Origin of the sequence: Desulfobacter latus, assembly GCF_013389365.1 — a bacterium.
Classification (GTDB): domain Bacteria; phylum Desulfobacterota; class Desulfobacteria; order Desulfobacterales; family Desulfobacteraceae; genus Desulfobacter; species Desulfobacter latus.
Genome location: NZ_JACADJ010000040.1, coordinates 1 through 26,844 on the forward strand (window position 1 = coordinate 1; position 26,844 = coordinate 26,844).

Annotated in this window: 30 protein-coding genes; 16 read left to right on the forward strand and 14 right to left on the reverse strand. The window is 48.5% G+C overall.

The genetic code is table 11. The features are described 5' to 3' along the window. On the reverse strand, positions 1-113 hold a 113-nt coding region (locus tag HXW94_RS20355; RefSeq protein WP_178367053.1), incomplete at its 3' end, for a helix-turn-helix domain-containing protein. Positions 114-555: 442 nt separating this feature from the next. On the opposite strand from HXW94_RS20355, the gene HXW94_RS11550 reads away from it, so the two are divergent. From HXW94_RS11550 to HXW94_RS11560, 3 genes are all read left to right on the forward strand, one after another. Next, positions 556-1,941: a sigma-54-dependent transcriptional regulator gene (locus tag HXW94_RS11550; protein ID WP_178367054.1), complete on the forward strand. Its 1,386-nt coding sequence runs from the start codon at positions 556-558 to the stop codon at positions 1,939-1,941. Between the two features lie 270 nt (positions 1,942-2,211). Next, entirely contained in the window at positions 2,212-4,176 is a 1,965-nt protein-coding gene (gene acs / locus HXW94_RS11555; protein ID WP_178367055.1) for an acetate--CoA ligase, read from the forward strand. A gap of 210 nt (positions 4,177-4,386) precedes the next feature. Further along, positions 4,387-6,081, forward strand: coding sequence for a bifunctional sulfate adenylyltransferase/adenylylsulfate kinase (locus HXW94_RS11560; protein WP_178367056.1), 1,695 nt, complete (start codon positions 4,387-4,389; stop codon positions 6,079-6,081). Between the two features lie 148 nt (positions 6,082-6,229). Here the strand turns inward: HXW94_RS11560 and HXW94_RS19535 are convergent, their stop codons facing one another. The 10 genes from HXW94_RS19535 to HXW94_RS11610 all read right to left on the reverse strand — a co-directional run bounded on the left by HXW94_RS19535 (position 6,230) and on the right by HXW94_RS11610 (position 13,734). After that, positions 6,230-6,382, reverse strand: coding sequence for a hypothetical protein (locus HXW94_RS19535; RefSeq protein WP_343054595.1), 153 nt, complete (start codon positions 6,380-6,382; stop codon positions 6,230-6,232). Then, positions 6,351-7,187 carry a metal-dependent hydrolase gene (locus HXW94_RS11570; RefSeq protein ID WP_178367058.1) on the reverse strand — a complete coding sequence of 279 codons (837 nt, stop codon included), beginning with the start codon at positions 7,185-7,187 and terminating at the stop codon, positions 6,351-6,353. Before HXW94_RS11570 ends, HXW94_RS19535 begins: the two co-directional genes overlap by 32 nt. Before the next feature lie 8 nt (positions 7,188-7,195). Beyond that, positions 7,196-8,482 (reverse strand): THUMP domain-containing class I SAM-dependent RNA methyltransferase, encoded by a 1,287-nt coding sequence (locus HXW94_RS11575; protein WP_343054596.1) that lies wholly within the window; start codon positions 8,480-8,482, stop codon positions 7,196-7,198. After that, complete coding sequence (locus HXW94_RS11580) at positions 8,445-8,699, reverse strand: FmdB family zinc ribbon protein (protein ID WP_178367059.1); 255 nt, start codon at positions 8,697-8,699, stop codon at positions 8,445-8,447. Before HXW94_RS11580 ends, HXW94_RS11575 begins: the two co-directional genes overlap by 38 nt. Positions 8,700-8,868: 169 nt before the next feature. Beyond that, positions 8,869-9,228 carry a NifB/NifX family molybdenum-iron cluster-binding protein gene (locus HXW94_RS11585; protein ID WP_178367060.1) on the reverse strand — a complete coding sequence of 120 codons (360 nt, stop codon included), beginning with the start codon at positions 9,226-9,228 and terminating at the stop codon, positions 8,869-8,871. 18 nt (positions 9,229-9,246) lie between these two features. After that, positions 9,247-9,627 (reverse strand): NifB/NifX family molybdenum-iron cluster-binding protein, encoded by a 381-nt coding sequence (locus HXW94_RS11590; protein ID WP_178367061.1) that lies wholly within the window; start codon positions 9,625-9,627, stop codon positions 9,247-9,249. A gap of 561 nt (positions 9,628-10,188) precedes the next feature. Continuing rightward, complete coding sequence (locus HXW94_RS11595) at positions 10,189-11,088, reverse strand: ATP-binding protein (protein ID WP_178367062.1); 900 nt, start codon at positions 11,086-11,088, stop codon at positions 10,189-10,191. Beyond that, complete coding sequence (locus HXW94_RS11600; protein WP_178367063.1) at positions 11,088-11,948, reverse strand: ATP-binding protein; 861 nt, start codon at positions 11,946-11,948, stop codon at positions 11,088-11,090. Before HXW94_RS11600 ends, HXW94_RS11595 begins: the two co-directional genes overlap by 1 nt. A gap of 35 nt (positions 11,949-11,983) precedes the next feature. Then, positions 11,984-12,367, reverse strand: coding sequence for a hypothetical protein (locus tag HXW94_RS11605; RefSeq protein ID WP_178367064.1), 384 nt, complete (start codon positions 12,365-12,367; stop codon positions 11,984-11,986). A gap of 320 nt (positions 12,368-12,687) precedes the next feature. Further along, a complete protein-coding gene (locus HXW94_RS11610; RefSeq protein ID WP_178367065.1) occupies positions 12,688-13,734 on the reverse strand; it encodes a 3-deoxy-7-phosphoheptulonate synthase in 1,047 nt (348 codons plus the stop codon). A 440-nt stretch (positions 13,735-14,174) separates the two neighbouring features. Between HXW94_RS11610 and HXW94_RS11615 the strand changes: the two genes are divergently transcribed. The 3 genes from HXW94_RS11615 (at position 14,175) to ychF (ending at position 16,538) form a co-directional block, all read left to right on the forward strand. Continuing rightward, on the forward strand, positions 14,175-14,480 hold the full coding sequence (locus HXW94_RS11615; RefSeq protein ID WP_178367066.1) for a YhbY family RNA-binding protein: 306 nt from the start codon (positions 14,175-14,177) through the stop codon (positions 14,478-14,480). A gap of 24 nt (positions 14,481-14,504) precedes the next feature. After that, entirely contained in the window at positions 14,505-15,374 is an 870-nt protein-coding gene (locus HXW94_RS11620; protein ID WP_178367067.1) for an MBL fold metallo-hydrolase, read from the forward strand. A 93-nt stretch (positions 15,375-15,467) separates the two neighbouring features. Next, positions 15,468-16,538 (forward strand): redox-regulated ATPase YchF, encoded by a 1,071-nt coding sequence (gene ychF / locus HXW94_RS11625; RefSeq protein ID WP_178367068.1) that lies wholly within the window; start codon positions 15,468-15,470, stop codon positions 16,536-16,538. A 68-nt stretch (positions 16,539-16,606) separates the two neighbouring features. On the opposite strand, the gene HXW94_RS11630 is transcribed toward ychF, so the two are convergent. From HXW94_RS11630 to pyrR, 3 genes are read right to left on the reverse strand one after another with little or no spacing between them, the layout of a single operon-like run. Further along, entirely contained in the window at positions 16,607-17,011 is a 405-nt protein-coding gene (locus HXW94_RS11630; RefSeq protein WP_178367069.1) for a hypothetical protein, read from the reverse strand. Between the two features lie 3 nt (positions 17,012-17,014). Then, positions 17,015-17,518, reverse strand: a complete 504-nt coding sequence (locus HXW94_RS11635) for a MogA/MoaB family molybdenum cofactor biosynthesis protein (RefSeq protein WP_178367070.1) — start codon at positions 17,516-17,518, stop codon at positions 17,015-17,017. Next, a complete protein-coding gene (gene pyrR / locus HXW94_RS11640; RefSeq protein WP_178367071.1) occupies positions 17,515-18,057 on the reverse strand; it encodes a bifunctional pyr operon transcriptional regulator/uracil phosphoribosyltransferase PyrR in 543 nt (180 codons plus the stop codon). Before pyrR ends, HXW94_RS11635 begins: the two co-directional genes overlap by 4 nt. Before the next feature lie 296 nt (positions 18,058-18,353). Between pyrR and mobA the strand changes: the two genes are divergently transcribed. The 10 genes from mobA to HXW94_RS11690 all read left to right on the forward strand — a co-directional run bounded on the left by mobA (position 18,354) and on the right by HXW94_RS11690 (position 26,586). Further along, entirely contained in the window at positions 18,354-18,995 is a 642-nt protein-coding gene (gene mobA, locus HXW94_RS11645; RefSeq protein ID WP_178367072.1) for a molybdenum cofactor guanylyltransferase, read from the forward strand. A gap of 36 nt (positions 18,996-19,031) precedes the next feature. Then, a complete protein-coding gene (locus HXW94_RS11650; RefSeq protein WP_178367073.1) occupies positions 19,032-19,391 on the forward strand; it encodes a molybdenum cofactor biosynthesis protein MoaE in 360 nt (119 codons plus the stop codon). Positions 19,392-19,491: 100 nt separating this feature from the next. Beyond that, positions 19,492-19,989 (forward strand): cyclic pyranopterin monophosphate synthase MoaC, encoded by a 498-nt coding sequence (gene moaC, locus HXW94_RS11655; protein ID WP_178367074.1) that lies wholly within the window; start codon positions 19,492-19,494, stop codon positions 19,987-19,989. Between the two features lie 29 nt (positions 19,990-20,018). After that, a complete protein-coding gene (mltA, locus tag HXW94_RS11660) occupies positions 20,019-21,302 on the forward strand; it encodes a murein transglycosylase A (RefSeq protein WP_246293923.1) in 1,284 nt (427 codons plus the stop codon). Positions 21,303-21,362: 60 nt separating this feature from the next. Next, the gene (locus HXW94_RS11665) at positions 21,363-21,683 is read left to right on the forward strand and encodes an Hpt domain-containing protein (protein WP_178367075.1); all 321 of its coding nucleotides are present in this window, start codon (positions 21,363-21,365) and stop codon (positions 21,681-21,683) included. A 1-nt stretch (position 21,684) separates the two neighbouring features. Continuing rightward, the gene (locus tag HXW94_RS11670) at positions 21,685-22,800 is read left to right on the forward strand and encodes a PP2C family protein-serine/threonine phosphatase (protein WP_178367076.1); all 1,116 of its coding nucleotides are present in this window, start codon (positions 21,685-21,687) and stop codon (positions 22,798-22,800) included. Positions 22,801-22,802: 2 nt separating this feature from the next. Then, the gene (locus HXW94_RS11675; RefSeq protein WP_178367077.1) at positions 22,803-23,243 is read left to right on the forward strand and encodes an ATP-binding protein; all 441 of its coding nucleotides are present in this window, start codon (positions 22,803-22,805) and stop codon (positions 23,241-23,243) included. 126 nt (positions 23,244-23,369) lie between these two features. Continuing rightward, entirely contained in the window at positions 23,370-24,017 is a 648-nt protein-coding gene (gene phoU / locus HXW94_RS11680; RefSeq protein ID WP_178367078.1) for a phosphate signaling complex protein PhoU, read from the forward strand. Positions 24,018-24,060: 43 nt separating this feature from the next. Next, positions 24,061-24,750, forward strand: coding sequence for a response regulator (locus HXW94_RS11685; protein WP_178367079.1), 690 nt, complete (start codon positions 24,061-24,063; stop codon positions 24,748-24,750). A 6-nt stretch (positions 24,751-24,756) separates the two neighbouring features. Beyond that, positions 24,757-26,586, forward strand: coding sequence for a sensor histidine kinase (locus tag HXW94_RS11690; RefSeq protein WP_178367080.1), 1,830 nt, complete (start codon positions 24,757-24,759; stop codon positions 26,584-26,586). The last annotated feature ends 258 nt before the right edge of the window (positions 26,587-26,844 follow it).

The following is a 26,844-nucleotide window of genomic DNA, read 5'->3' on the forward strand; positions in this document are numbered from 1 at the left end:
TAATCATATCTACCGGTTGGTAATTTAGTGGCTTTAATCTTTCCACTTTTAATATAATTTCTTAAAGTGGATTTAGATACCCTAAGTATTTTAAGTGCTTGATTTGCTTTCATATCAATCCTTATAACACTTTTTGAAGTATAATTCCACTACTTTTTAATGTTTTTTGACATATTTTTCTTGTCTATATATTATTGTATTAATTTTATCCTGATGGCGTTTTTTGATATAAAAAACACCGGAAAACCATCAGGCCTTTCCGATGTTATTTAGAGCCTGTTTGATAATTAGGGGATCGAAGCGAAATTTCATGGAATTGCAGCCGATTCATCAATTATCAAACAGGCTCTTACATAACACAGGTTGCCGGGAAGATACAGCATCCCCGGCAAAGGGTGTTCAAAAGATTATCCGATTTTTAAATAAATACTTGATTTGTGTGTCCAATCTTGAAATTATAAATAGCAAGTTGCGTACCATTGTGTTTTAAAATAGTTAAAAAATAGGGTGACCTATCCTTTAAATTGTGCCGGCAAGAAGGAGGTTTTAAGCGTTTTGAATTCCCCAAATCCGGATAATCCCATATTCCTGGTGGATGATAATCCAAAGATCCTTGCTGAAGTAGAAACAACGCTGCGAATGGCCGGTTTTGACAACATCACTGCCATCCAGGATTCAAGGGATGTGATCAGGACCATGGAACGCAAGATTCCCGGACTGGTCCTCCTGGATTTGAATATGCCCCATATCAGCGGCACCCACCTGTTGAAAAGTATTCGCAAAACCTGGCCAAGAATCCCTGTGATTGTGCTTACAGGGAATATTGATGTAGATACGGCTGTTAAATGTATGAAGATCGGGGCCATGGATTATATCCTCAAGCCCGTTGATCCGGATCGCCTGGTCAAGTCGGTGAAACAGGCCCTTGATGGCGGACAGGCCCCGGGGTTGCTTTCAAAATCCCTGCACCAGGAGTTGTTTACCCAGATAAAAAAACCTGCCGCTTTCAGCGCCATCATCACTCAGGACAGTCAGATGCATGCGATTTTTCATTATGTTGAAGCTGTGGCGCCGTCTCCCCAGCCGGTGCTGATCTTTGGGGAAACAGGCGTGGGGAAGGAATTGATCAGCCAGTGCATTCACAACTTAAGCGGTCGCAAGGGGAAACTGGTTAAGGTCAATGTGGCGGGACTGGATGACAATATGTTTTCAGATACGTTGTTCGGCCATGTACCCGGCGCATTTACCAGCGCCCGGAACGCCCGGCCCGGGTTGATACTTAAAGCCTCCGGGGGAACTTTGATGCTGGATGAGATCGGCGATCTGGCATTGTCCTCTCAGGTCAAGCTGCTCAGGCTGCTCCAGGAAGGTGATTATCTGGCATTGGGGTCGGATATTACCCGGCATTCAGATACCCGGATCATTGCTTCCACGAACCAGGATCTGTGGGCACTTGAAAAACAGGGCAAATTCAGAAAGGATCTGATTTACCGCCTTTCCACACATACGCTGACCATACCGCCGCTGCGGGAACGCCTTTTAGATATTCCCCTGCTTCTGGACCGGTTTATCTGCCAGGCCGCTGATGAACTGGACAAGCCCGTGCCTGATATCCCCAAACGTCTTATTGAAACCATGGAAACATATCCGTTCAAGGGAAATATCAGGGAGTTGAAATCCATGGTTTACGATGCCATGTCCAGATACCAGGGCGGGACCTTCTCTGCTGATTTATTTAATATTTTCACTCATGGCGATCATGGGCCCGGTGCTGCTATCTCCTCAGATCCGGGACTTCCGACGCTGAAACAAGCCGCAAATGCGCTGGTGGAAAAAGCCATGGCTCATACAGGGGGGAATCAGTCTGCCGCAGCCAAGATTCTGGGTATTTCACAGCAGGCGCTCAGCAAGCGCCTTCAAAAATTACGCGAACAGGAATAGGTCGGTCTGTCTACAATTTAATTGTATCTACAATTTTTATTGTGAATTGCTCTACATTATTAATATAAAACGTTTTTTTGTATTTAATCGAAAAAAATCTACAACTTTTGTTGTATTTTGTTTTTTTACTGTATGAAATCAATTTTTTTGATATTTTATCTATTATCAGGATGTTATATTTGAAATTCGTCCCCGGTATAAAGCTTGCTTTGAATATAAATGTTTTTAAATAAAAATTATATATAATGCCTGAAGGAGAAACTTAATATTATGAACGAGAACATGTTTCATGCGCCGGATAAATTTCGTAAAAATGCCTGGATTCAATCCATGGACGAATACAAGGCGATGTACAAAAAATCCGTGGAAGATCCTGAAGGGTTCTGGGGTGAAATCGCAGAAACGTTTTACTGGGAAAAAAAATGGGACAAGGTCCGGGATTTTAACTACAGCATGTCCAGGGGACCGGTGTTCATTGAATGGTTTAAAAATGCCAAGACCAATATTACATACAACTGCCTGGATCGTCATCTGGATACCCGGGGTGACCAGGCCGCTTTGATCTGGGAGGGAAACAGTCCGGATGAGGATATGGTGATCACCTATCGTGAGCTCCATGAAAAAGTATGCCGCTTTGCCAATGCCCTGAAAGAAAGCGGGGTGGGCAAGGGCGACCGTGTGGCCATATACCTGCCGATGATCCCGGAACTGGCCATCACCATGATGGCCTGTGCCAGGATCGGGGCCATTCATTCCATTGTATTCGGGGGCTTTTCTTCCGAGGCCCTGGCCAACAGAATCATGGATTCCCATTGCAAGATTCTGGTGACATCGGATGGTGTCATGCGCGGGGCCAAGGCCATTCCCCTCAAGAGTAATGCGGATCAGGCCCTTGGTATGTGTACAGACCTGGGACACATTGTCGGCACCTGTTTTGTGGTCAAGCGAACCGGTTCCGACGTTAATATGGTAGAGAATCGGGATGTATGGTGGCATGAGGCCGCCCAGGCCCAGAGTGCTGAGTGCCCCGTGGAATGGATGGATGCGGAAGATCCGCTGTTTATTCTCTATACATCAGGCTCCACAGGCACCCCCAAGGGGGTTCAGCACAATGTCGGCGGATATATGGTGTATACCGGGGCTACCTTTAAATACGTATTTGATTACCACGAAGGCGATATTTACTGGTGTACGGCAGATATCGGCTGGGTTACGGGCCATTCCTATATTGTTTACGGTCCGCTTTCCCAGGGGGCCACATCCATTATATTTGAAGGCGTACCCACCTATCCGGATCCCGGTAGGTTCTGGGCCACTGTTGACAAATGGAAAGTCAACCAGTTTTACACCGCCCCCACTGCCATTCGGTCACTCATGGCTCAGGGGGAGGAATGGGTGGCAAAATATGACCTCTCCTCTCTGCGGGTTTTGGGGTCCGTGGGTGAGCCCATCAACCCCGAGGCGTGGCATTGGTACCATAAACAGGTGGGAAAGGGGCAGTGCCCCATTGTAGATACTTGGTGGCAGACAGAGACCGGCGGCATCATGATTTCTGCGTTGCCCTATGCCATTGATCAGAAACCCGGCTCCGCTACCCTGCCGTTTTTCTCTGTGCAGCCTGCGGTGCTTAGTGAAGACGGGAAAGAACTGGCAGGGGCCTGCGAGGGAATCCTTGCGATCAAGGCACCCTGGCCCGGTCAGGCGCGTACGGTTTATAACAATCATGACCGGTTTGAAATGACGTATTTTCAGATGTTTGACGGATATTATTTTGCAGGAGACGGCTGCCGCAGGGATGAGGATGGCTATATTTGGATCACAGGCCGTGTGGATGACGTTATTAACGTGTCCGGACACCGCATGAGTACATCAGAGGTGGAAGCAGCCCTGGGAAGTCACACTGATGTGGCTGAGGCCGCAGTCATCGGGTTTCCCCATGATATTAAAGGGCAGGGGATTTATGCGTTTGTTACCCTGAATATGGGAGTCGCCCCCTCCGATGAACTGATGGCTGCCCTGAAACAGCATGTGAGAATTGAAATCGGGCCCATTGCCACGCCGGATATCATCAATTTTGCTTCGGATCTGCCCAAGACCCGGTCGGGCAAGATCATGCGGCGTATATTAAGAAAGATTGCAACGGATGAGTATGATCAGCTTGGCGATATATCCACACTTTCTGATCCTGACGTTGTGGACACCTTGATCAATAGTCATAAGGTGTTGATGAAATAATAATATCCACTGACAGATCGTTGGAAAGGCCGATAAACCCGACAGGTTTTCCGGCCTTTTCTGTTTCCCAGTTCGTTAATCTTGACAGTCTGACTGATTTTGCTCTATAGGTACTGAGTTTGCCAAGGATAGGCAATCACGAAAGATTTTGATGGATCATTCGGTTTTTTCATAAAAAATAAAGACGATTATTATTTAAAGGATAGTTACATGCCCCAAGACGCCTCTCTTGTCAATCTTCTGGTGGATCAGGAACGCCATACCGCACTTAAACAGTTGTTGTCCTCTTTACCGGATATCACATTGAAACTGCGTCAAATCTGTGATTTTGAATTATTGACCACTGGTGTGTTCAGTCCGCTGAACGGATTTATGACCCGGGAAGCATACGAAAGCGTTCTGGACCGCATGCGTCTGCCTTCCGGTGAAATTTGGCCCGTCCCCATCTGCCTTGATATCTCCCGGGATCTTTCAGACCGGATTGAGGCCGGCCAGTCCGCTGTGCTTCGTGACCCGGAAGGATTTCCCTTAGGTATCATGGCCATTGAGGACATTTGGCAGGCGGACCGGGAAAAAGAGGCCATGGCGGTTTACGGCACGACGGATATGATCCATGATGAGGTGGCTCGGCTTCATGGGAGAGGCGACAGATACTACGTTGGCGGCAGTATCGAAGCATTAAATCTGCCCATCCATTCTGATTTTAAGCAGATTCGCAACACACCGTCAGAGGTCCGGCAACAGTTTTGTAAGCTGGGATGGAAGCGGGTTGTGGGGTTCCAGACCCGGCAGCCCATTCACCGTCCCCAGTTCGAGCTAACCATCCAGGCCATGAAAAAGGCCAAGGCCAATCTGCTGATGCTGCCCATCGCAGGTATCCCCAGACCCGGCGATTTTGACCATTATACCCGGATGCGCTGTTATCAGAAGGTGGCCGCTCATTATCCCCCGGACACCTATATGCTCAATCTCCTGCCGTTATCCGCCCGGATGGCAGGTCCACGGGATGCGGTGCTTCACATGATCATCGGAAAAAATTTTGGGTGTACCCACTTTGTTATCGGGCATAACCATGCAACCCCGGGACGGGACAGCTGCGGAAATCCCTTCTACGATACCCCCCAGGTCAGGGAACTGGCCCAGGATGCCGGCCAGGAGATCGGTATTGAACCTGTCTTTTTTGAAGAGATGGTCTATCTGCCCTTTGAGGATGAGTTTAAGCTGGCCAGCGAGGTCAAGGCCGGCCAGGAAACCCTCTCTTTTACCAATGACCATATTCGTGACCGGGTTCGAAAGGGCAAACATATACCGGAATGGGCCAGTTTCCCAGAGGTCATCAAAGAATTGCGCCGCTCCTATCCGTCCCCTGCCGGTCAGGGATTTACCGTTTTTCTCACAGGGCTTTCCGGGGCCGGGAAATCCACTATTGCCAAGGTGCTGTATTCAAAATTTATGGAAGTCGGCACCCGGCCCGTAACCCTTCTGGACGGCGATATTGTCCGGCGCAATTTGTCTTCAGAGCTTAATTTTTCCAAGGAACACCGTGATATCAATGTCCGGCGCATCGGATTTGTGGCCTCTGAGATCACCAAGAACAGGGGCGTTGCCATCTGTGCCCCCATTGCCCCTTACGAACGTACAAGGTCAAAAATACGTACATCCATCGAAGCCCATGGCGGATTTTTTGAAATCCATGTGGCCACCCCCATCAGCGTGTGCGAAAAAAGGGATCGCAAAGGCATGTATGCCAAAGCCAAGGCAGGATTGCTCAAGGGCTTCACCGGGGTGGATGATCCATATGAAGAACCTTCAAACCCGGAGCTGTCCATTGACACCTCCAACCTGACCCCGGATGAGGCGGTTCAGCAGATTTTACTGCTGATCAGTGAAAAAGGGTTTGTGTAGCCGGATTGATTCTCTTCGCCTTTCGAATCTCACGATTCAAGCCCGTTGCTTTAGGCCCATGGTCAGAATTAAATCTGCCACAGATGCGCCGGATTTAAAGTCGCCGGCAAGGCACGTCAACGGAAGCAATTGGTATATATGGCCTTGATCAGTTCAGCAACTTGTCAACGGATGTATCGTTCAGCCCAAAGGGGATGTTGACTATTTTGGCCCCGGCCCGGGTGTAAGCGTCGTCGGTGTTTTTTTCAACCAGCACCTTATGTCCGTTTTCAACCATCACCTCCACGCCGGCCGGGGTCATGCATACCCGGTTCTCCTCCGACTTGATCTCCTTGGGTACTCCGATAATCATGTTTTTTATCCCATTTTCTGATATCTATTTTCTTAATCTCGGCATACAGCCCGCTGAACCATTTTCCACTGGGGAAAAATTCGAGGTGTTTATAGGTTTGGGGGGCAAAAATCACGGAAAAAAAACGGGTCGGACTGGGCATGGCCACAAATAAAAGGGCAATGAGCATATAAACGGCAATGGTTTCCTTCATCTTTTTAATGCTTCCGAGTTTAAGCGCCGACCCTAAAGATGCTTTCACTTTAAAGCGTGCGAAATCAATACTGTACAGTTCATCAAGTATAAGGTGCAGGATCGAGCCGCTGAAAACAAATCCCCCGCCCATCCAGGATACAAAATCATTGAAATGAAACACGCGGTTCAGAACAATTGTCGCCATGCATCCAAAGGCCACCGCCGCCGGTATGGAATGGATTATGCCCCGGTGCACCGTCAGCTTCGTGAACAAGGAAAAAACAAAAAATTTTATAAAAATAAAACTTGCCGCCCAGAGAATGAACAGCTCCATCACTGTGTTGTCCGCCCGCTGCTTGAACATGACCAAAAATGATATAAATGTCGCAACAAATGTAAACAATAACCGCACCGTTAAAGAGCTGTCTGAATCAATGTCCGGCAACAGGCCGCCCACTACCCCGAGAATCACGTAAAGCACGACTTCCTGGGGAGATGCAACTGCTGATGCAAACAGCATGGTTGCCGCCATGCTGCTTCCTATGCTTGCTACGGTAAGATGTGTTTTAAAATTCGCCATTGTTTAACTTACCTGCCGATCAGCCCGATGGCGGTATAAAGATTGAGTCCACCATGGAAAAGGGGCATGGTTGACAGTCCCAGGTTCAGTGCATGGAACTCTTTTTTTCCCGGGCAGACAACGCCTGCCCGCCATCCTTTGAAATCAGCAGTCAGCTTGTACCCGATCTCTTTATAAAAGGTTGTGATGTTATCTTTTTTATCCAGGCGGATGCCATAGGGTGGATTCAGAACCACCACGCCCTGGTTGTCTGTAATGGATGGGGGCGTCATGTTGAAAAAGTCATCACAGACCGGGCAGATACGTTGAAACACCCTGTGGCGGGCACAGGTCTGTTTCAGATGGTCAATGGCTGTCCGGTCCAGATCCCGGGTCAGAATAGGGGGGAACGCCAGGGGGGCCGTGTCCGCCTTGGCTGCGTCCATAAGTCTGTTACGGGCATGGACGATACTTTTTTCCTCAAATCCCGGCCAGGTTTCAAAGGCAAAGGATCTGAATGTACCGGGAGGCAATGCGCACTGCATCATGGCGCCCTCTAAGCTGAAGGTGCCGGAACCGCACATGGGGTCGGCTATCATGTCCTTTTCAGACAGATTCAGTCGGGTCAGAATGGCAAAAGCCAGCGTTTCACGCAACGGTGCTTTAAGAATTTTTTCTTTGATACCCCGTTTGTACAAAGGCGTTCCGGACATGTCCAGGGAGAGTTCAAATCTGTCATTCTCCCCGCGGACCATCAGGGTCTGGGGAGGAACAGCGGTTGATCCGGTAACGTCATAATGCCGGGGGGCATTTTTTAAAAACAGCCGGTCATGAACAACGGGTCTGATCCGGTCGGCAATGGCTGTGGAGTGATACAGGCGCGACTTGTGGGTGGTGACCCTGATATCGGGCAGGGCCTGGGCCGGCAGGTATAGTTCCCAGTCAATGGCTTTAATCTGTTCTTCAAGCCGCCTGAAGCCATCGGCCTTGAATGATGCGAGACGCATGAGAATCCGGGTGGCTGATCCCATCAGAATATTGGCCAGACAGGCGGTTTTCAGCCGGGTTGTGAATTCAATCCCCCCGGGAAGCACCTTAATCTTATTGATTTTGTAGTTATCTGAAAATATTTCTCCTGCCTGTTGGGAGATCCGCATCAGTTCTTTTTCACAAATCCCGCCAAGGCCCGGCGGGCATACGGCAAAAAAGACCTGGGGTCTTCCGGAAATACGGCGTTTTATCCGTTTTTTAAAGGCTGAAGAACTTTGCAACGTCGTCTTAAAAGGTCCTGCCGCAGCAGGAACCGGGACCGGCACACCCGCTTTTTTCCCCGGGCCTGGAGCCGCAGCAGGCTGTATCATTGGGGCCGGGCAGGGAATTTCCGGATTTACCCGAAAGACTTGAGTGGGCTGCCATGCGTTTTTCAAGGCGGGTAGAACCGCATTCGGGACAGACTGCCTGGTCATCCGGGCTTCTCATTAGCAGCTCAATAACTCGGTTACATTCCGGACAATGAAAATCATATAAAGGCATGATAGCTCCTTTTAAACCATGAAGAGTTAAAAAATTAAGCTGATAGGGGGGCTTTTAGCCCCCCCCGGAGTACCCTTTGTGCTGTGTTGGCACCTTATTAAATGAAACGGAGGTAAGACAGGGGTAAAAGGCGTCACCATAACAGGATGCACTCCTCATTCAGTTCTCTCTACCAGTGTCCTTCGGCATTGGCGTCGTCGGCAAATGTAAATTTACCGGCTTTATAGTCTTCAATCGTATCCCTGATGCTGCCCGAGGCGTCATTTGCTACTTTTACGCCTGCGTTGTCAAGGGTTTTGAATGCATTGGGGCCGCAGAACCCAGTGATCAATACCTGTGCGCCTTTGTCGCAGACCGACGAGGCCGCTGTAATGCCGGCGCCTTTAAAGGCATTTTTATTTTCAGAGTTATCGATGACTTCAAAATCCAGGGTGTCTGTGTCCACCACAATGATATAGGCCGCTCTGCCGAATCTGGGGTCCACCTGGGCATCAAGGTCTTTGCCTGTTGATGTGATCGCTATTTTCATTTTTTATCCTATGATGTTTTATCGAGCGCCGCCGCCACATACCTGGTCATTTCTAATTTGTTCAAGTTTGCCGGCAATCAGATCCATGACCACAGGCTCAATATCCGGGCGCTGGTCATCATGATACACATCAATGCCCACCTGGCGGAAGCCCATGAGCGGTCGCATGCCGATGCCGCCCACGATCAGGGCGTTCACCCGGTGTTCGGCCAGAAGGTTTACAGGCACCATGCAGCCGCCTTGGGCATGCTCCTGGTTGGGGATGGTGGATACCGTTTCAATGTTTCCTTCCTTGACATCCACAAAGGTGAATACGTCGCAATGTCCAAAATGACCTGCGCGGGTACCCGAAAGTCCTCCTTGACCGTTGGAGGGAATTGCAATTCTACCGTTTTCCATAGTTCGTACTTACTCCTTTACTTGTGTATATTTAACCTTAAAAAATAGGCATCCTTCATATCACCCCCAAAGTACTTTACACTCTTTTGGGAATGATTGCTAAAAAATAGGGTGCTTGCTCCAAAAAGTGTAAACTGGTAAATGAAGGATGCCAAAAAATATTGTCTTTTTTATGGCTTAGGCGTAAAACCACTATCCTTTTAGGGTAGTGGATGTAAGCCTATTTTTGTGTGGCAGTTTTTGTAACAAAAACTCTCATGTTCTGTTCTGGAACTGCCAAAACCAGTGATCCACATTGCCAATGTTATCCGCAGGTTTTTAATATCAGCATCACTTCTGCTACCCTCACAGATATTTAAACACTGACCGTAACGTTCGGAACGTGTGGATGATTGGTCGGATCTGTATCCCGAAGTACCTATGTATTCTGCGGTAACGTAGCCCCGCTTACCAATAACGCAGGGCTGAGGCTAATCAACCGGGCTTGCGGGCTTCCCCACAAGCCCCTCGGTCTTCAGCCGAGGGGTTGTTGACTTAATGTCAATCTTGTCATGGTTCGTGTCAGCACAATCTGTCCATCTTCATGGCCGGATGTTCCATAACCCGGTTCCAGATCTCTTTGATTTGTGCTGCGGCAGGACTGTCCGCATGGGTTTCCATGATGGATTTGCCCTGCACCATGGCTTTTGTGAATGCCGGGTCAAAGGGGAGTTTTCCCACAAAGACCATCTCTTTTTCTTTGGCGATGACTTCAATGGCCCGGGCCTGATCCGGGTTTAAATCGTATTTGTTGATGCAGACCATGGCCGGCATTTTAAAATGGGCGGCCAACTGGGCGACACGTTCCATGTCATGGATGCCTGAAACCGTGGGCTCTGTCACGATGAGAACCGCATTGGCATGACCGATAGAGGCAATAACCGGACATCCGATACCCGGAGGGCCATCTGTGAGCAGGAGGTCAATGTGGTCGGCCGTTACACGTTTTCGGGCCTCGTCTCTGACCAGGGCCACTAACCGGCCTGAGTTGTCTTCTGCAATGCCTAAGCGGGCATGGATCATCTCCCCGAACCGGGTAGACGAAGCAAACCACTGTCCACAGACATTTTCCTCAAATTTAATGGCCGATTCAGGACAGAGATCTGCGCAAACCCCGCAACCTTCACAGTCAAGGTCGTCAATACAAAATATCCCTGCGCCTTCGACCGGTTTAACGGCGTCAAACCTGCAAAGTTCCATACACTGGCCGCAGCCGGTGCAGGCGTCAGGGATAATTTCTGCCTTATAGCCGCCTGCAAAATCATGGGTTTCTTGAATATCCGGGTCCATAATAAGGTGCAGGTCTGCGGCATCCACGTCCGCGTCACAAAGCATCATATTTTCGGCAAGACTTGCAAATGCTGCTGTTAAACTGGTTTTCCCGGTTCCGCCTTTACCGCTTAAAATAACAAGTTCTTTCATCAGGCCTCCCCTTTCCGGTTTACGATTGCTTCAATGGATGTGTACAGGTCTTTAAACTTCTCTTTGTATGCCGGCAGAGCCTGGACAAGCAGTTCGCCCTTTGAGTAGGCCGAAGCAATTTGCTTGTCAAAGGGAATCTCAAGTAAAACCGGTATGTTTTCATCCTGGGCATAGTTTTTAACATCATCATTGCCAATACCTGCCCGGTTGATCACAAGACCGCAGGGAATGCCTAACAGTTTCACCGCTTCCACAGCCAGGGTCAAATCATGCAGGCCAAAGGGCGTAGGCTCGGTGACCAGAAGCACAAAATCCGCGCCTTTCATGGAGGCAATCACGGGGCAGGAGGTGCCCGGCGGGGCATCTATAATGGTGAGGTCTTTTTCTTTCTCAAGCTGCCGAACCTGCCTGATGACCGGTGGTGCCATAACCTGGCCGATATCCATCAGCCCCCGGCCGAAGGACGGATTTTGGGGCAGACTCAGGGTGCCTGTTTCTACCGTGCCGATGAAGCGGTCTATTTCAGTGATGGCTTTTTCCGGACAGACAACTGCGCAGCCGCCACAAGAGTGGCAGAGTTCCGGAAAGGTCATCACCGTTTCCCCGGCCACGGCAATGGCGCCGTATCGGCAGATCTCCATACATTTTTTGCAATAGGTGCAAAGGCTCAGGTCCACTTCCGGCACAGGGGCATTGACCCTTTCTTTTCCAGTGAAGGTTGGGTTCAGGAAAAGGTGGGCATTGGGTTCTTCCACGTCACAGTCTAAAAGCATAAAGTCTGCATCAAGGCTTGCGCAAAGATTGGTGGCCACAGTGGTCTTGCCTGTGCCGCCTTTTCCGCTTGCTATGCTGATAATCATATTGTTTTATCTCCTTGTGGTCAGGGTGGTTCCCTTTACCCTATCAACCTGATTTTTTTCAAGTGGTCTTCCAGGTTTCGGGCATCATCCTGTCCAGGTTGAACAGGCAGCTGCATCAGTACACCGTATCCTTCATGGACATCATGGAACCGCTTTTTATCCATGGTGCCGGTAATCACACAATTGGTCATGGGGCTTTGGGTGGTGACGGCTTCCACAAGGGCTTTGGCATCCATGTCCGGCAGGACTTCTTCCATGATTGCCAGATCAATCCATTGCCCTTGAGGGGTGTCGGCAATCAGGGATAAAAGTTCTTTGCCGGTTGCGCACCATTTTACATCAATGCTGTGTTGGCCCAACATTATTTCAAGTTCTTTAAATTGAGCTTTGTCCCTGCTTACAAATACCGCCTGTTTCATTTTAAATATCTCCAGTCTCGTTTAATTCAAATTGCCGAGATCCATGTTTTCAGGATCTTCGGGATACAGCATAGCAAAGCCTGTGCCATTATATGCTTAATGTTCAACTTATATGCAATAGATTGAAAAATAAGGCGTATTATATTTTTGGCAAGGGGGAGGTAAAAAAAGATAGGCAAGGGAGCAATGCAAAAAAGCGACTTGGTATTTTATATGCGACAATGTAGGTGCAAAAATGAAATATGCGGAGATGTTGCAATTGGTTTATAACCACGGAAAGCACGGAAGACAATGTCTTTCCGTGCTTTCCGTGGCTCCGTTTAAGAGAGCTTGTCAAATGCACAATGGATAAGTTTTTCCGTGGTTTCCCATGATATGCATTCATCCGTGATGGAGACCCCGTACTTAAGCGTGTCTGCATCCCCGTTGCACTTGCACTTCTGATTGCCTTCAAACAGGTTGCTTTCCAGCATCAGGCCCACAATTCTGTCGTTGCCGTCAAGCCTTTGATCCACGGCGCTTTTAAATACAAAGGATTGACCTGTGTGTTTTTTGCCGGAGTTGTCGTGGGAACAGTCAATGATCACTGCGTCTAAAAGGTTTTTTTCCCTGAGCCGGTCCTGGGCTTTTCCCACGGACACGGGATCGTAGTTGGGTGTGGCCCCGCCGCGCAGGACGATGTGGCCGAAGGGATTGCCCAGAGTGGAGACAACGGCTGTTTTGCCGTCTGGATCAATGCCCAGAAAATGCTGGGGGGCGTTTGCGGCCTGGGTGGCATTGACAGCGGACGCCAGGCTGCCGTCCGTACCGTTTTTGAATCCCACCGGCATGGATAGTCCCGAGGCCATCTCCCGGTGGGTCTGGGACTCTGTGGTGCGTGCACCAACGGCAACCCAGCTTAAAAGCCCGGCAATGTACTGGGGGGTGATGGGATCTAAAATTTCCGTGGCTGCCGGCAGACCTAAGGCATTGATGTTGATTAACAGGGATCTTGCTCTGCGAAGTCCTTCTTCCATATTATAGGATGAATCCAGGAAGGGATCATTGATCAGCCCCTTCCAGCCCACGGTGGTTCTGGGTTTTTCAAAATAGACCCGCATAATCAGGCTGATTTTATCTTTTACTTTTTCGCGCAGGTCCTTCATCCTTTGGGCATACTCCATGGCCCCATCCATGTCATGGATGGAGCAGGGACCTGCAATGACCATCAAGCGCTTGTCCTCTCCGGTCAGGATGTTCTGGATTTCCCGACGGCCGGCAAGTACATTTTCGGCAGTTTTCTCGGGCACAGGCAGTTCTTTTCGTATGGCTTCCGGGGAGGTCAGGGTGAAAAATGACTCTACATTTACATCATTAATCTGTTTCATGACGATTCCTTTCGCGGGCTCTTGTCGCCTGAAACTTCAAATAAAAAAGCCGCAGGCGGTGTCTGCCTGCGGCTTTTAAAAAAAATGATTTATTTAGCGCAATACAGGCAGGCCGGTATAAAAATAATACCGGAAGTAAAAATAAAAGTTGCCTGTTTTGCGGGTGGTCATAAGGTTTTTCCTTTTTATGAATATATTAAGCTTATATAAACGCGTTTTTTGGGCGAGTCAAGCATTAAATTTTAAACTGACCGACTATCTCATTGAGATTTCCTGCAAGATCAGATAATTGGGGTGTACTCGATTTTACCTTAGGCCCATAATCAGATGTTTTTTTATAAGCGATTGTTTTGATGCGCCTGAATCGGGCTATATCCACAAACCCTGGTTTATGATAATATACCGGACCTGAAAGATAAACTTTAATTTAAGGATCTGACGTGACACAACTGACCGGCGCCCAGCGCAAATACCTAAGGGGCCTTGCCCATAACCTAAATCCTTCGGCCTTTGTGGGGGCAAAGGGCGTGACAACAGCCCTGACCCAGGAGATGGACAATGCCCTGAACGCATCCGAACTGATTAAGATAAAATTTATTGATCACAAGGAAAAAGACGTAAAAGCCGCTTTGCTTGATGAAATTGCAGCGCGTCTTAAATGTCATGTTGCCGGAACCATCGGCCATGTGGCTGTGCTTTACCGCTGCCATCCAGACCCGGAAAAACGAAAAATTACTTTGGTTTAACGATATTTAGAGGGAGTGAATGTTATGCAGGAAACTTCATTTATTGTTATCCGGGGCAACAGCATGCGGCTGGACGGCGGCACCATGTTCGGCAACGCCCCTAAAGCCCTGTGGCGAAAATGGATCCAGGCAGATGAAAGAGGATTGATTGATATTGCTTCAAACTGTCTGCTGGTAAGGACCGGGGATCATAATCTATTATTTGAGACCGGGTGCGGCGCATATCTCTCCCCTGACATGAAAGCGCGCTTTGCCGTTAAAGAAGAAACGCATATGTTGCTGCATGCCCTGGCAGAACAGGGGTTAAGTGATTCAGACATCAGTCATGTTGTTTTGTCTCATCTTCATTTTGACCATGCCGGCGGGCTTTTAAGCGCCTGGGAACCGGACCGGGAACCGGAGCTGCTGTTCCCCAATGCCCTTTTCGTGGTGGGAGAGGAACATTTTAAACATTCCAAATCCCCGCATTACCGTGACCGGGCCTCATTTATTCCAGGGCTTGCTGAAAAGCTCCAGGCCACAGGGCGTCTCGTACTCAAGCAGGGCGGAGAGCGTCTGGTTGTGGGTGGCCTGGCGGTTGAATTTTTCCAGAGCCAGGGACACACCCCGGGGATGCTGAGTTCCTGGATTCAGGCCCAAAGCGGTACCGTTATTTGCACCGGCGATCTTATCCCGGGCGTGCCCTGGGTAAACCTGCCCATCACCATGGGATATGATCGGTTTGCCGAACGGCTGGTGGACGAAAAGAAACTTATGCTGGACCGGGCCGTTGCCGAAGATGCCCTGCTGGTCTTTCCCCATGACGCCGCCCATGTGGCTGCCCGCGTTGAACACGATCCCGTGAAAAAAAGGGTGATGCCGGCAAAGGTCTTTGAAACTTTAAATATGGTATAATTAAATTAGCGCCCTTTGGGCGTGTTAGGTGCTGGGTGCTGGGTGCTGGGAAATGGAAATTCTGACGCTTTAGAAAAAGGATACACATAAAATATGAAAGTAGGCATTATCGGACTTCCCCAGACAGGGAAGAAAACATTGTTTCAGATTTTGACCGGAAACGAGATTACGGATCCGGCCAAGGCCTTTAATCCGGTGCCGGGTACCGCTGACATTCTGGATTCCAGGTTTGACCGGTTAGTGGAGATGTATGCCCCTAAAAAAGCGGTAAAGGCGCGTCTTGATCTGGTGCTTTTGCCCAAAATGGAGGCTGAGACCATTTCCAAAGGAGATATATTTAAAGATATATCCGACATGGATGCGATTTGCCATGTGGTCCGGGCGTTTGAGGATGAGGCTGTTTACCATGCCGAAGGCAGTGTGGATGCCCTGCGCGATTTTGACATGGTCAATTCCGAACTTGTGATGCATGACCAGATTTTTGTGGAAAAGCGTATTGAGCGACTCTCGGCCATGGTCAAGAAAATCAAGGATGAAGACCAGAAAAAAGAGCTGGCCCTCATGGAGAAGATGCTGGCCCACCTGGAACAGGAACTGCCGCTGCGCCTGCTTGAGTTATCCGAGGATGAGGACAAACTGATTCGCTCCTACCCCTTTATTACGTTGAAAAAATTGGTGGTCGCGGTCAATGTGGCCGAAGATGATCTTGGCAATACAGCTATTCTGGATGCGTTTAAAGAGCGTTGCGATGCCCTGACCATAGAGGCGATGCTGGTATCGGCCAAGGTGGAGGCGGAAATTGCCATGCTGGACAGCGCCGAGGAAAAACAGGAGTTTCTTGAGGATTTAGGGATTACATCCACAGCCCTGGAAACGTTGACTGCCCTTTGTCTGAAATCATTGAACCTGATTTCGTTTTTTACCGTGGGGGAAGATGAGGTCCGGCAATGGCTGGTGAGAAAGGCAGCCAAGGCCCCCACAGCCGCAGGTGTTATCCATTCCGACCTTGAGCGCGGGTTTATCCGGGCCGAAGTGTTCAAGTATGATGATCTCATGGAACTTGGCTCGGAAGCAGAGCTGAAAAAGAACGGCAAGTTTTATGTGGAGGGCAAGGATTACGTGGTCCGGGACGGGGATATTTTAAATATCCGCTTTTCAGTGTAAGCGTTACAATCCGGGGATACAATACTATGTTTCCTGTGAAAAATAGTACTGTAGTCCCGGATTAACAATTATTCCGGGGCGTTGCCGTGTGCTTCGGAAATCCGTTCTTTGAGATGCGCCATGTCCTGCGCATCATATTCATACATGTCAAAGCAGCATGCGTCTTCGCCCAGAAGGCCCTCGGGCACCCAATCGCCTATCTCCCGGGGATCGGTGACCAGGTCTCCATAAAAGCAGACAGACAGCCACCGGTCATCCGGATCATCATCAATGACATCTACCATGGCAAACAGCGGGCGCTTGGTCTGGGCCGTGTGCCGGGGGCGAAAAGAGTAGCTCACGCCGGGCCGGCTGACAAAGTCAAGGGTAATGTCGGGCAGGGTGTTGACATAGTCCACAAGCTCGGTAAATGCCTTGCGGGTCTGGTTGTCATTATCTTTCCAGTCATTTAATAACGCGTCAAGTTCTTTCATAATTTATTCCTTTGCATGTTTAATTAAATGTCCAAGTTCCGGGAAAATCAGATTGGTGCAAGCCAGTTTGCAGGCGTTGAGACTGCCGGGTATGCAGAATACGGCTGTGCCTTTTATAAAGCCTGCCGTGGTCCGGGACAAAATGGCGGCAGAGTCAATCTGTTCAAAACTGAGCTGGGCAAATACCGGCCCAAAAGCGGTCAGTTCCTTGTCAAACAGAGGCCGGACCGCTTCTATGGTGACATCTTTGGGGCTGATGCCGGTACCGCCGGTCATGATAACGGCATGGGGACCGATGCGCTCAATAATATGTCCAAGCGCATCTGTGATAGCGGTTGCATCATCTGGAATCACCTGGTGAATCACCACGTCATGCCCCTCTTTTTTGGCCTGTTTTTTTATCCATAACCCGCTTTTGTCGTTTTTAAAAGTCCGGGTGGAAGACATGGATAAGATGGCAATTTTGAGGTGCCTGGGCAAAGATGTACGATGGGAGTGGGCGCTCATGAAAATTTAAGTTCCCTGTAAACGCAGTCTTCGTTGTCTTGTTCAAGGACATGAACATGGATCATGTCGTCCGATTCCGTGTCTGCAAAAATACCCTGGTAATCTGCCTGGATGGGCAGTTCCCTGTGACCCCTGTCCACCAGGATGGCGAGCTCAATGCGGGAAGGCCTGCCAAAATCCATCAACGCCTCCATGGCAGCCCGGACAGTCCTTCCGGTGAAAAGTACGTCATCCACCAAGATGATCTCTTTATCATCCACGGAAAAGGGGATGTTCGAGGGCCTTACCGTGGGCTGGTGGCTGATTTTTGTCCAGTCGTCCCGGTACATGTTGATGTCCATGGATCCTACAGGCAGAGTTGTGCCTTCAATGGCGGCGATCTGCTCTGCCAGACGTTTTGCAAGAAAGTCGCCCCGGGTCTGGATACCCACTAAGGCCAGGTTTTTTACCCCTTTATGTTTTTCAATGATTTCGTAGGCAATGCGGGTGATGATCCGTTTATAATCCTGATCATTGAGAATGCTCTTTTTTTTTGTCATGGTATCCCTTCTTAAGTGTTCGGATATGCCCTAAAAGTTTTTTCTACCATCTTTTTTTTAGCACGGCAACACCTTGATTTCTTATCCGGCAATTCTAAATTTTATTCTCGCACAAAGCCTCAAAGAGACAAAGGGGCACAAAGTAGAATAAAAATCTTTGTGTCTTGGTGGCTTTGTGCGCGTTTTCAACGAATAAAGATGCATATTTAGAATTGCTGTTTTTTATCCGGATTCATATAATGAAGATTAAGATTAAGGAGTTCGGAAGAAATTAAAGCAGAAGGTATTAAAGATATTTGGAAAAGATCGATTGCACGGGCGTGATCCTGGCTGGTGGGTGTAACCGCAGGTTTCCCGGTAGAAACAAGGCATTTCAAAGGGTTGGGGCAAATACCATGCTGGCACGGATTCATTCTTTGTTTTCCAGGGTGTTCAAAGAAGTGATTCTGGTCGTTAATGACCCGGCACTTTTTTTAGATATTGACGCTTTGGTTGTAACGGATATTGATCCGTCCCAATGCGCTCTGGCCGGACTGCATGCAGGCCTGTTTCATGCCGGCTTTGACTGGAGCTATGTAACGGCCTGTGACGTTCCTTTTGTCAATGAGAAGGTCATCCGGTACCTTTTTGCGCAACGGTGTTCCGGCAAGCAGATTATCATACCCAGAAGCTGGGAAGGGCTTGAACCGTTGTCGGCCCTGTATCATAAATCCTGTTTGCCAAGGATTGAAACCAATCTTGAAAAAAAGGTATTTATGATTAAAAAATTTTATAAGCCCGAAAGGGTCAAGCAGATTTCGCCCCAAACGCTTGAATCCCTGGACCCGGAGTTGCGTTTTAAGTTTAATGTGAACACCCCCGCCGACCTTGAAACAGCCAGGGGCATGGTCCAAGTATTGAATACGGGTCATGGACGGGAGCAAAGAGAATATGTATAATTCGATCATCCAGTATCACATATATACGGAGGACCTATGGATTTACCTGCAATGATAAACCAGATGAAAAATCATCCCGATTTTTCCAAAGCCGGAATGGTGCTTTACCATAACGGGGTGGTCCGGGACAGTTCCCGGGACGGTCGGCCTGTATCAGGCATGACTGTAACCGTAGATCAGGAAAAACTGGATCGGATTATAGACCAGACCCGGGCCATGCCCGGAATTGTGGAAGTGCTGGTGCATATCAATTCCGATATGCCGCTGATGGTGGGCGATGATGTGATGTTTCTGGCCGTGGCAGGCGATATCCGGGAGCATGTGATTGATGCCTTAACCCTGGCCTTGAACCGGATAAAAACTGAAGCCACCGCCAAAACCCAGGTGTTTGTCTGATGTCTCCTGAATTTAGCGCCCTTTGGGTCGGCTGTTGGCTGTTGGGTGCTGGGTGCTGGGTGCTGGGAATTCATTATACCAACGAGTTAAAGGAGTTGCTGTGAACGAATTCACCCATGTTGACGGCCAGGGCCGTGTGAGAATGGTGGATGTGGGGCAAAAGTCCCCTACAAAACGTGTTGCCGTGGCAAAAGGGACGGTTTTTATGTCCACGGAGACCCTGGTAGCCATTGTCGATGAAACGGTCAAGAAGGGAAATGTGCTGGAAACAGCACGCATTGCAGGGATCATGGCGGCCAAGCAGACCTGGTCCCTGATTCCCATGTGCCATCCGCTGAACATCACCCATGCCCGGGTGAATTTTTTTGACGATAGGGAAAACAGCTGTATTCATATTGAGGCACAAGTGTCGCTGACCGAAAAAACAGGGGTGGAGATGGAAGCCATGACAGCAGTCAGTGTTGCAGCCCTGACCATTTATGATATGTGCAAGGCCTATGATAAAGGCATGGAAATTTCCAATATTCATCTGGCCTTTAAATCCGGTGGAAAAAGCGGCACATACACAGCCCCTGAAACTCGACTATCAAGTTTTTAGGAAATTTGTTCAAACAGAAGGTGAGGCTGATGAAGCGACTTGAACAAAAATCTGTCCGGTTTTGTATGCATCGGGAAAAGAAACAGATTTATAAGAAACGGAAAACATTATATCATGGCTTACTTTATTTAGTACTGATACTGATCCTTGCCGGAACCTTGGGGTGCGGGGATCGGAAAAAAGTGGAACCTCCCCGGGAAAATCCGTTGGTGAAGGTGGCTGAGTCAGACCTGCCTGACTTTACGGATACCTTGTTTTTGCAGGACCTTGGGGCCGCCATTGACCAGAGTCTTGTCTATTTTAAACGGGTGCCGGCAACCCGGACCTATGAGTATGGAAATGATGTGTACAATGCCTCTCATATGATCTCTTCCCTTGAAACCTTTAAAGCCTTTCTTGAAACCAGGCCGTCGGCCAAAGACCTGAACCGGTTTATCCGGGAAACGTATACGGTATATAAAAGTATCGGCGGCGCAAATAAAGATGTACTGTTTACCGGCTATTTTGAACCCACCTATCCGGGCAGCCGTACCCCGGGTCCGGGCTATCCCTGGCCGGTCTACGCCATGCCCGATGATCTGTTTCAGATTGATCTGTCGGCGTTTTCCGATGCATATAAAGGGCATAAACGGCTCATGGCGCGTGTTGATTCAAAGTCTCGCAGGGTTAGACCCTACTACACCCGGGAGCAGATCAACAATCAGTTGGATTTTGCACAAAAAGCCCGGCCCGTGGTCTGGCTGGCCAACCGTATTGACCGGTTTTTTCTGGAGATTCAGGGATCGGGAAGGGTATCACTTGCCGATGGGGAAATTGCGCGCCTCCACTATGCCGGGGTTAATGGCCGTAAATACAGTGCGGTGGGCAAATATCTCATTGATAAAAACGAAGTACCAAAGGAGAAGATGTCCATGCAGGCCATACGCGAATGGCTCTCCACCCACCCGGACCGCATGGACGAAGTGCTTTTTACCAATGACAGCTTTGTGTTTTTCAAGGAAGGGAAGGGCGGCCCCTTTGGTTGCATCAATGTCACCGTAACGCCTGTGCGCTCCATTGCCACGGATACCAAACTTTTTCCCAAAGGCGGACTGGCCTTTATCCAGACGGCACTGCCTGCCGGTATAGGCCAACCCAAAGAGGCATGGCCCAGGGCGTCTTTGTTTGTGCTTAACCAGGATACCGGTGGTGCCATCAAGGGGCCGGGCCGGGTGGATCTTTTCTGCGGTGCCGATGACTGGGCGGATTACACTGCCGGGCACATGGTGGCCAGGGGGCAGCTCTATTTTTTGGTGCTTACATTGAATAACTAAGGGATTTTCCCTGCGAAAAACGGCCGACAATAGAATCAAGTCCGTAATTAAGGTAATTTCATGGATTTTCACAATATTAAGTCGTCTTTAGGCGTTGATACAAATGAAGCCAAAGAACTGGCTCGTCTTCTGGCCGATACCCTGGCATCTGATATAGAAAAGATCCGCCGGGGTATCCGGGATAATGATGTGGCATCCATTCGTTTTGTGGCACATTCCATGAAGGGCTCGTCCGGAAATTTGGGATTTGAAAAATTTTCTCAGTTGGCTGCAATTGTGGAGACCCGTTCCCGGGCCGGCCGGCTTGATGGTTTGGGGGATTTGCTTTTGGACATGCAGGGCCTTTTAGAAAAACTTGAAGATAGTCTGTCCGGCAGGTGATATGGCTGACGCATATTCCATACTTGTGGTTGACGACAACCTGTTGAATCTTAAGCTCATTGAAAAAGTACTGACCAAGGAGGGATATATTGCCCTGTTAGCGGACAATGGGCCTGATGCCAGGCATATAGCCGCCCAAGAACATCCGGACCTTATCCTGCTCGACATTGAAATGCCCGATGAAGACGGGTTTGAAGTTATTAAGAAACTTAAAAATAATGCAGCTACCGTTACCATCCCTGTGATTTTTTTAACGGGTGTGTCCGAGGTGGATGTCAAGCTGAAGGGTTTTGAGCTTGGGGCCGTGGACTATATCGTCAAGCCCTTTCATCCCCAGGAGGTTCTGGCCCGGGTACGTATTCACCTCAAACTTTCCATTGGCATCAATTCCCTGGTGCAGAACCAGGCCAGAAAGCTGCGTCAGGTAACCCAGGCCCAGCACGCCATGCTGCCCAGGCCCGAAGACTTTCCCAATGCCGGATTCAGTGTTTTCTACCTGCCCCTGGAAGAGGCCGGTGGGGATTTTTATGATATTTTAAATATTTCAAATCAGATCACCGGATATTTTCTGGCGGATTCATCGGGGCATGACATTGGAACCTCGTACATCACTGCATCTGTCAAGGCACTTCTGGCCCAGAACTGCAACCTGGTGTACTCACCGATAGAAAGCATGAGAATGATCAATGATGTACTCGTGGAAATTCTGCCCAGGGAGAAATATCTCACCGCATGCTACATGCACCTGAATCGCGACACCAGGCTTATGACCCTGGTGAATGCAGGTCATCCGCCTGTGGTTTACATGCCTAGGGGAAAACCGCCTTTTTTCATAAAAACCCAGGGAGATATTCTGGGCATGTTTGCCGATGCGACCTTTGGCATAAAAAAAATTGCAGTAAATAAAGGGGATCGATTTTTTATTTACTCGGATGGGCTGGTAGAATCCTCAGAAAAAAAAATATCATGGGTGGCAGGGATGAAAAGGTTTTTAACCATCTTTGAAGGGCTGGGTAAGTCGGACCTCCCCGATGTCCCGAATATACTGATGTCCCGGCTTTTTAACGGAGATCCCATGCCCGAAGACGATATCGTTCTTTTATGTATTGAGGTGTGATAATGTCTGAACTTCTGGATGTTTATGAAATTAACGTAGAGGAAGATCGTGTCTTTATACAATGTTCTTCCGCCATGGAACATATTGATACGGCCTGTGCCTCAGTGCTTCTGTTTCTAAGATCCAAAGGACCAAAGTTTTTTCCCCATTTGTTTGCTGTCAGTTTAGGCATGCGCGAGGCCATGGCAAATGCCGTGCGCCATGGGAATAAATATGATTTGGGCAAGCTTGTTTCCATGGAATTGGACATCAGCCGGGACAATTGGATTTGTATGAAAATTTCCGACCAGGGACCGGGTTTTGAATGGATGCAGATTCAAAATCATGTGGCGCCTGATGAGGCGGATCACGGCAGAGGCATAAGTATCATGCGAACCTACTTTGACCGGGTCAGCTATAATAAAAAGGGCAATACCCTATATCTTGCAAAACATATTTTGTAACGTCATGATTGCGTGTAATGAAATTAATTTCCCGTTAATACAATCCTAACTAATTTCTAGTGATTTCAGGGTAAAAAACTAACATTGATTATTTTTGGAGTTTTTATAAAATTATAAAGGATGTTTATGAGCAATCAGCTTACCCGGGCCATGCACAAGATTAAAAAGGAGATCCTGTCTCTTGGTGCCATGGTGGAAGATCGGTTTAAAAAAACCATATATGCTGTTAAGACCAACGATCTTGAGCAGGCCGGACATATCATTGAAACCGATTACCTGGTGGATGCCCAGGAGGTTGAGGTTGAAGAGGAATGTTTACGAACCCTTGCCCTGTATCACCCTGTGGCAACGGACTTGAGGCTGATTGCCGCTGTGATCAAGATCAACAATGACCTTGAACGTATTGGCGATTATGCTGTAAATATTGCCCGGCAGTTTAAAATAAGCGGCAAAAATACAAATCCCTTTCAATATGACTACACCGCCATGGCCGAACAGGCGGCAAAAATGCTTAAGCTCAGTCTGGATGCTCTTGTCAGCCTGGATGGAAGCCTCGCATATAAAGTCCGGGAGATGGATGAGGAAGTCAATAGCATGCGTAATGAAGCTTATCATGTCATGAAAAAGGCCATACGCAAAGATCCGGAAAAAGTTGAGGAAATCATTAACATGTATCTTATTTCAAGGCATATTGAACGGGTGGGCGATCATACTAAAAATATTGCAGAAGAAGTCATTTACTTGATAGATGGCGAGATTATCCGCCATTCCTGAATTTTAACGTTTCCTAACAATAAATTAACGCGGAAATAAAAAAATGTCCAAAGAGACCATATTGATTGTTGATGATGAAGAAGATATTCTTGAATTGATAAAATTCAATCTTAAAGGCGAGGGCTATAATATACTTCAGGCGATGACCGGAGAGGAGGCTGTTAAAATTGCCAAGCAGTCCGATCCTGATCTTATGGTGCTGGATCTTATGCTGCCCGGGATTGACGGGTTGGAAGTTACCAGGCATCTGAAAAACAATAATGCCACCATGGATATTCCCATTGTGATGCTCACGGCAAAGGGTGAGGAGTCCGACATTATCACCGGTCTGGAACTTGGGGCCAATGATTATATATCCAAGCCTTTCAGCCCAAGGGAACTTAATGCACGGATTCGTGCTATTCTGCGCCGCCGCCGGAAAAATACCGCCGAAGCGCCGGTTCGTGTTCGTCAGGAAGGGGATATGGTCATTGACCGGGCCAAGCATCGGGTCACCATTGAAGGTAAAATTTTAGAACTGACGTTGTCCGAGTTTGAACTGCTCTCCTTTCTGGCAGAGAAAAAGGGGTGGGTGTTCACCCGGGGGCAGATTGTGGATGCCATTCACGGTGAAAATTACGCTGTGACCGAGCGCAGTATTGATGTTATTATCGTAGGATTGCGTAAAAAACTGGGGGCGTATTCATCCTGTATTGAAACTGTTCGGGGCGTGGGGTATCGTTTTAAAGAATAGACTTATATGCATCGTAAAAAAACAAAGCTGATTTGGCGGATTTTTCCGTCATTTCTTATTATTATTCTGTTGTCCCTGACCGTGGAAGCCTGGTATTCCATTAGTTATTTTAAAGGGTTTTTTCTTGAAAACACCCAACGAGAACTCATGGTCAGGGCCTCTTTGATGCAGGATCGGTTTGCCCGTGCCCTGTATGTCGATGGCTTATCGCCACAGCAGATTGATGCCCTGTGCAAGGATCTGGGAAAGAAAGTTCAGACCCGCATTACGGTGATTTTGCATTCAGGTGAGGTCATTGGCGATTCATTTGCCAGGGTGGAGACCATGGAAAATCACAGAAAACGGCCTGAAATACAGAAGGCGCTTTCCGGTGAAAAGAGTATGGCCCTACGCTACAGTCCCACCCTTGATAAGAACATGATGTATATTGCCCTGCCCATTGTTTACAACCGGTCTGACCCCGCTGTGATCCGTACGGCTGTCTCCATATCGGATATTGACACCAAGGCTGAGGCTATGCGTAATTCAATTGCCCTGGTTCTGGTTTTGACCACCATGGCTGCGGCGCTGGCGAGCCTGTATGTTTCGCGGCGCATTGCCAATCCCGTAGAGCAGATGCGCCGGGGGGCCCAGGCGTTTTCCAAAGGTAACCTGACCAATCAACTGCCCTTTCCCGATACTGAAGAGCTATCCCAACTGGCAAAGGCCATGAATTCCATGGCTGCGGAACTCAATAAAAAAATTATGGATGTCAGGAACCGCAGCCGGGAGCTTGAAGCGGTTCACACCAGTATGCAGGAGGGCGTGATCGCCATTAACGACCAGGACCAGATCATTACCATCAATAAGGCGGCTGCCAAAATATTTGATTTTTCTCCGGAAATGCTGAAAACAAGACATGTGCTTGAGGTCGCTAGAAATTATGATCTGCAGATTTTTATTAAAAAAGCCCTTGCCACCAGTGAGCCTGTGGAAGATGATATTGTGATTGACACAGGCGAACGCATGGTGCTCAATATTCACTCCACAGCCCTGTATGACGCCCATGACAAACGCATGGGTACCCTGATCATTTTCCATGACATTACGCGAATCCGGTTGCTTGAAAGCATGCATAAGGATTTTGCGGCAAATGTTTCTCACGAATTAAAAACCCCTTTGACCACGATCAAGGGGTTTATTGAAACCCTTCAGCAGATGATGGCAGACAGCCAAAGCGCGTTAACCCAGGATTCAGCAGTCCAGTTCGGCCGGTTTCTGGGTATCATTGAAAAAAACGTTAACCGCATGGTCAGGCTGATTGATGACCTTTTGGCACTTTCAAAACTGGAGCGTCTTAAAGGAACCGATATCCAGTTTGAGGCCCACCCCCTGGCCGGTCTGATCCAAAAGGTCGTCAGGTTCTGCACGGATCGGGCCCAATCCCGGGGGATAACCATGGACGTTCACTGCCCGGATACCATTTCGGCGATGGTAGACCCCACGCTCATGGAGCAGGCGGTGTTTAATTTAGTGGATAATGCCATAAAGTACAGCGGTGAGGGGGTATGCATTTCCATTAATGCAGAATTAAAGGACGACAATATAGAAATCCAGATCAAAGATACGGGTCAGGGCATTGATGCGGCGCATCTGCCAAAAGTATTCAACCGGTTTTACCGGGTGGATAAGGGCAGAAGCCGGGACCAGGGCGGCACTGGGCTGGGGCTGGCCATTGTCAAACATATTGTCCAGTACCACAACGGCCGCATTGAGGTGGAAAGCCGGCGGGGAAAGGGGACTTGTTTTACCATTACCTTACCCGGGGCTGCAGAAATGGAAACGGCCTCCGGGTAATCGCATGTGAATAACCTGCCGTTTAATATCTATTTCCCATTAGTTTTTATAAGAAAATAGAGACAAGAGGGCGGAGCACCTGCGGTGCCCATTTTAGCCCGGCATTGGTGGTGTCTTTAGTTTCATTGTTTGGTGTGTCCGTCAGGACATTGCCGTTATATGGACTATTAATAATAGTCTGGGGTATGAAATTCCACACTGGGGTCACTTAGATAATGATGTAGTCCTCTCCGAAATTCTTTAGCCTGAAAATTAAGA

Coding starts and splice junctions, on each gene's coding strand:
- HXW94_RS11690 (WP_178367080.1), top strand. CDS start 24,757: ATGCATCGTAAAAAAACAAAGCTGATTTGGCGGATTTTTCCGTCATTT.
- HXW94_RS11650 (WP_178367073.1), top strand. CDS start 19,032: ATGGATTTACCTGCAATGATAAACCAGATGAAAAATCATCCCGATTTT.
- mltA (WP_246293923.1), top strand. CDS start 20,019: ATGAAGCGACTTGAACAAAAATCTGTCCGGTTTTGTATGCATCGGGAA.
- HXW94_RS11620 (WP_178367067.1), top strand. CDS start 14,505: ATGCAGGAAACTTCATTTATTGTTATCCGGGGCAACAGCATGCGGCTG.
- HXW94_RS11610 (WP_178367065.1), bottom strand. CDS start 13,734: ATGAAACAGATTAATGATGTAAATGTAGAGTCATTTTTCACCCTGACC.
- HXW94_RS11665 (WP_178367075.1), top strand. CDS start 21,363: ATGGATTTTCACAATATTAAGTCGTCTTTAGGCGTTGATACAAATGAA.
- HXW94_RS11595 (WP_178367062.1), bottom strand. CDS start 11,088: ATGAAAGAACTTGTTATTTTAAGCGGTAAAGGCGGAACCGGGAAAACC.
- HXW94_RS11570 (WP_178367058.1), bottom strand. CDS start 7,187: ATGGCGAATTTTAAAACACATCTTACCGTAGCAAGCATAGGAAGCAGC.
- HXW94_RS11560 (WP_178367056.1), top strand. CDS start 4,387: ATGCCCCAAGACGCCTCTCTTGTCAATCTTCTGGTGGATCAGGAACGC.
- HXW94_RS19535 (WP_343054595.1), bottom strand. CDS start 6,382: ATGACCCCGGCCGGCGTGGAGGTGATGGTTGAAAACGGACATAAGGTG.
- phoU (WP_178367078.1), top strand. CDS start 23,370: ATGAGCAATCAGCTTACCCGGGCCATGCACAAGATTAAAAAGGAGATC.
- HXW94_RS11685 (WP_178367079.1), top strand. CDS start 24,061: ATGTCCAAAGAGACCATATTGATTGTTGATGATGAAGAAGATATTCTT.
- HXW94_RS11675 (WP_178367077.1), top strand. CDS start 22,803: ATGTCTGAACTTCTGGATGTTTATGAAATTAACGTAGAGGAAGATCGT.
- HXW94_RS11630 (WP_178367069.1), bottom strand. CDS start 17,011: ATGAAAGAACTTGACGCGTTATTAAATGACTGGAAAGATAATGACAAC.
- acs (WP_178367055.1), top strand. CDS start 2,212: ATGAACGAGAACATGTTTCATGCGCCGGATAAATTTCGTAAAAATGCC.
- HXW94_RS11585 (WP_178367060.1), bottom strand. CDS start 9,228: ATGAAAATAGCGATCACATCAACAGGCAAAGACCTTGATGCCCAGGTG.
- pyrR (WP_178367071.1), bottom strand. CDS start 18,057: ATGACAAAAAAAAAGAGCATTCTCAATGATCAGGATTATAAACGGATC.
- HXW94_RS11600 (WP_178367063.1), bottom strand. CDS start 11,948: ATGATTATCAGCATAGCAAGCGGAAAAGGCGGCACAGGCAAGACCACT.
- HXW94_RS11580 (WP_178367059.1), bottom strand. CDS start 8,699: ATGCCTTTATATGATTTTCATTGTCCGGAATGTAACCGAGTTATTGAG.
- HXW94_RS11635 (WP_178367070.1), bottom strand. CDS start 17,518: ATGAGCGCCCACTCCCATCGTACATCTTTGCCCAGGCACCTCAAAATT.
- HXW94_RS11670 (WP_178367076.1), top strand. CDS start 21,685: ATGGCTGACGCATATTCCATACTTGTGGTTGACGACAACCTGTTGAAT.
- HXW94_RS11605 (WP_178367064.1), bottom strand. CDS start 12,367: ATGAAACAGGCGGTATTTGTAAGCAGGGACAAAGCTCAATTTAAAGAA.
- HXW94_RS11590 (WP_178367061.1), bottom strand. CDS start 9,627: ATGGAAAACGGTAGAATTGCAATTCCCTCCAACGGTCAAGGAGGACTT.
- ychF (WP_178367068.1), top strand. CDS start 15,468: ATGAAAGTAGGCATTATCGGACTTCCCCAGACAGGGAAGAAAACATTG.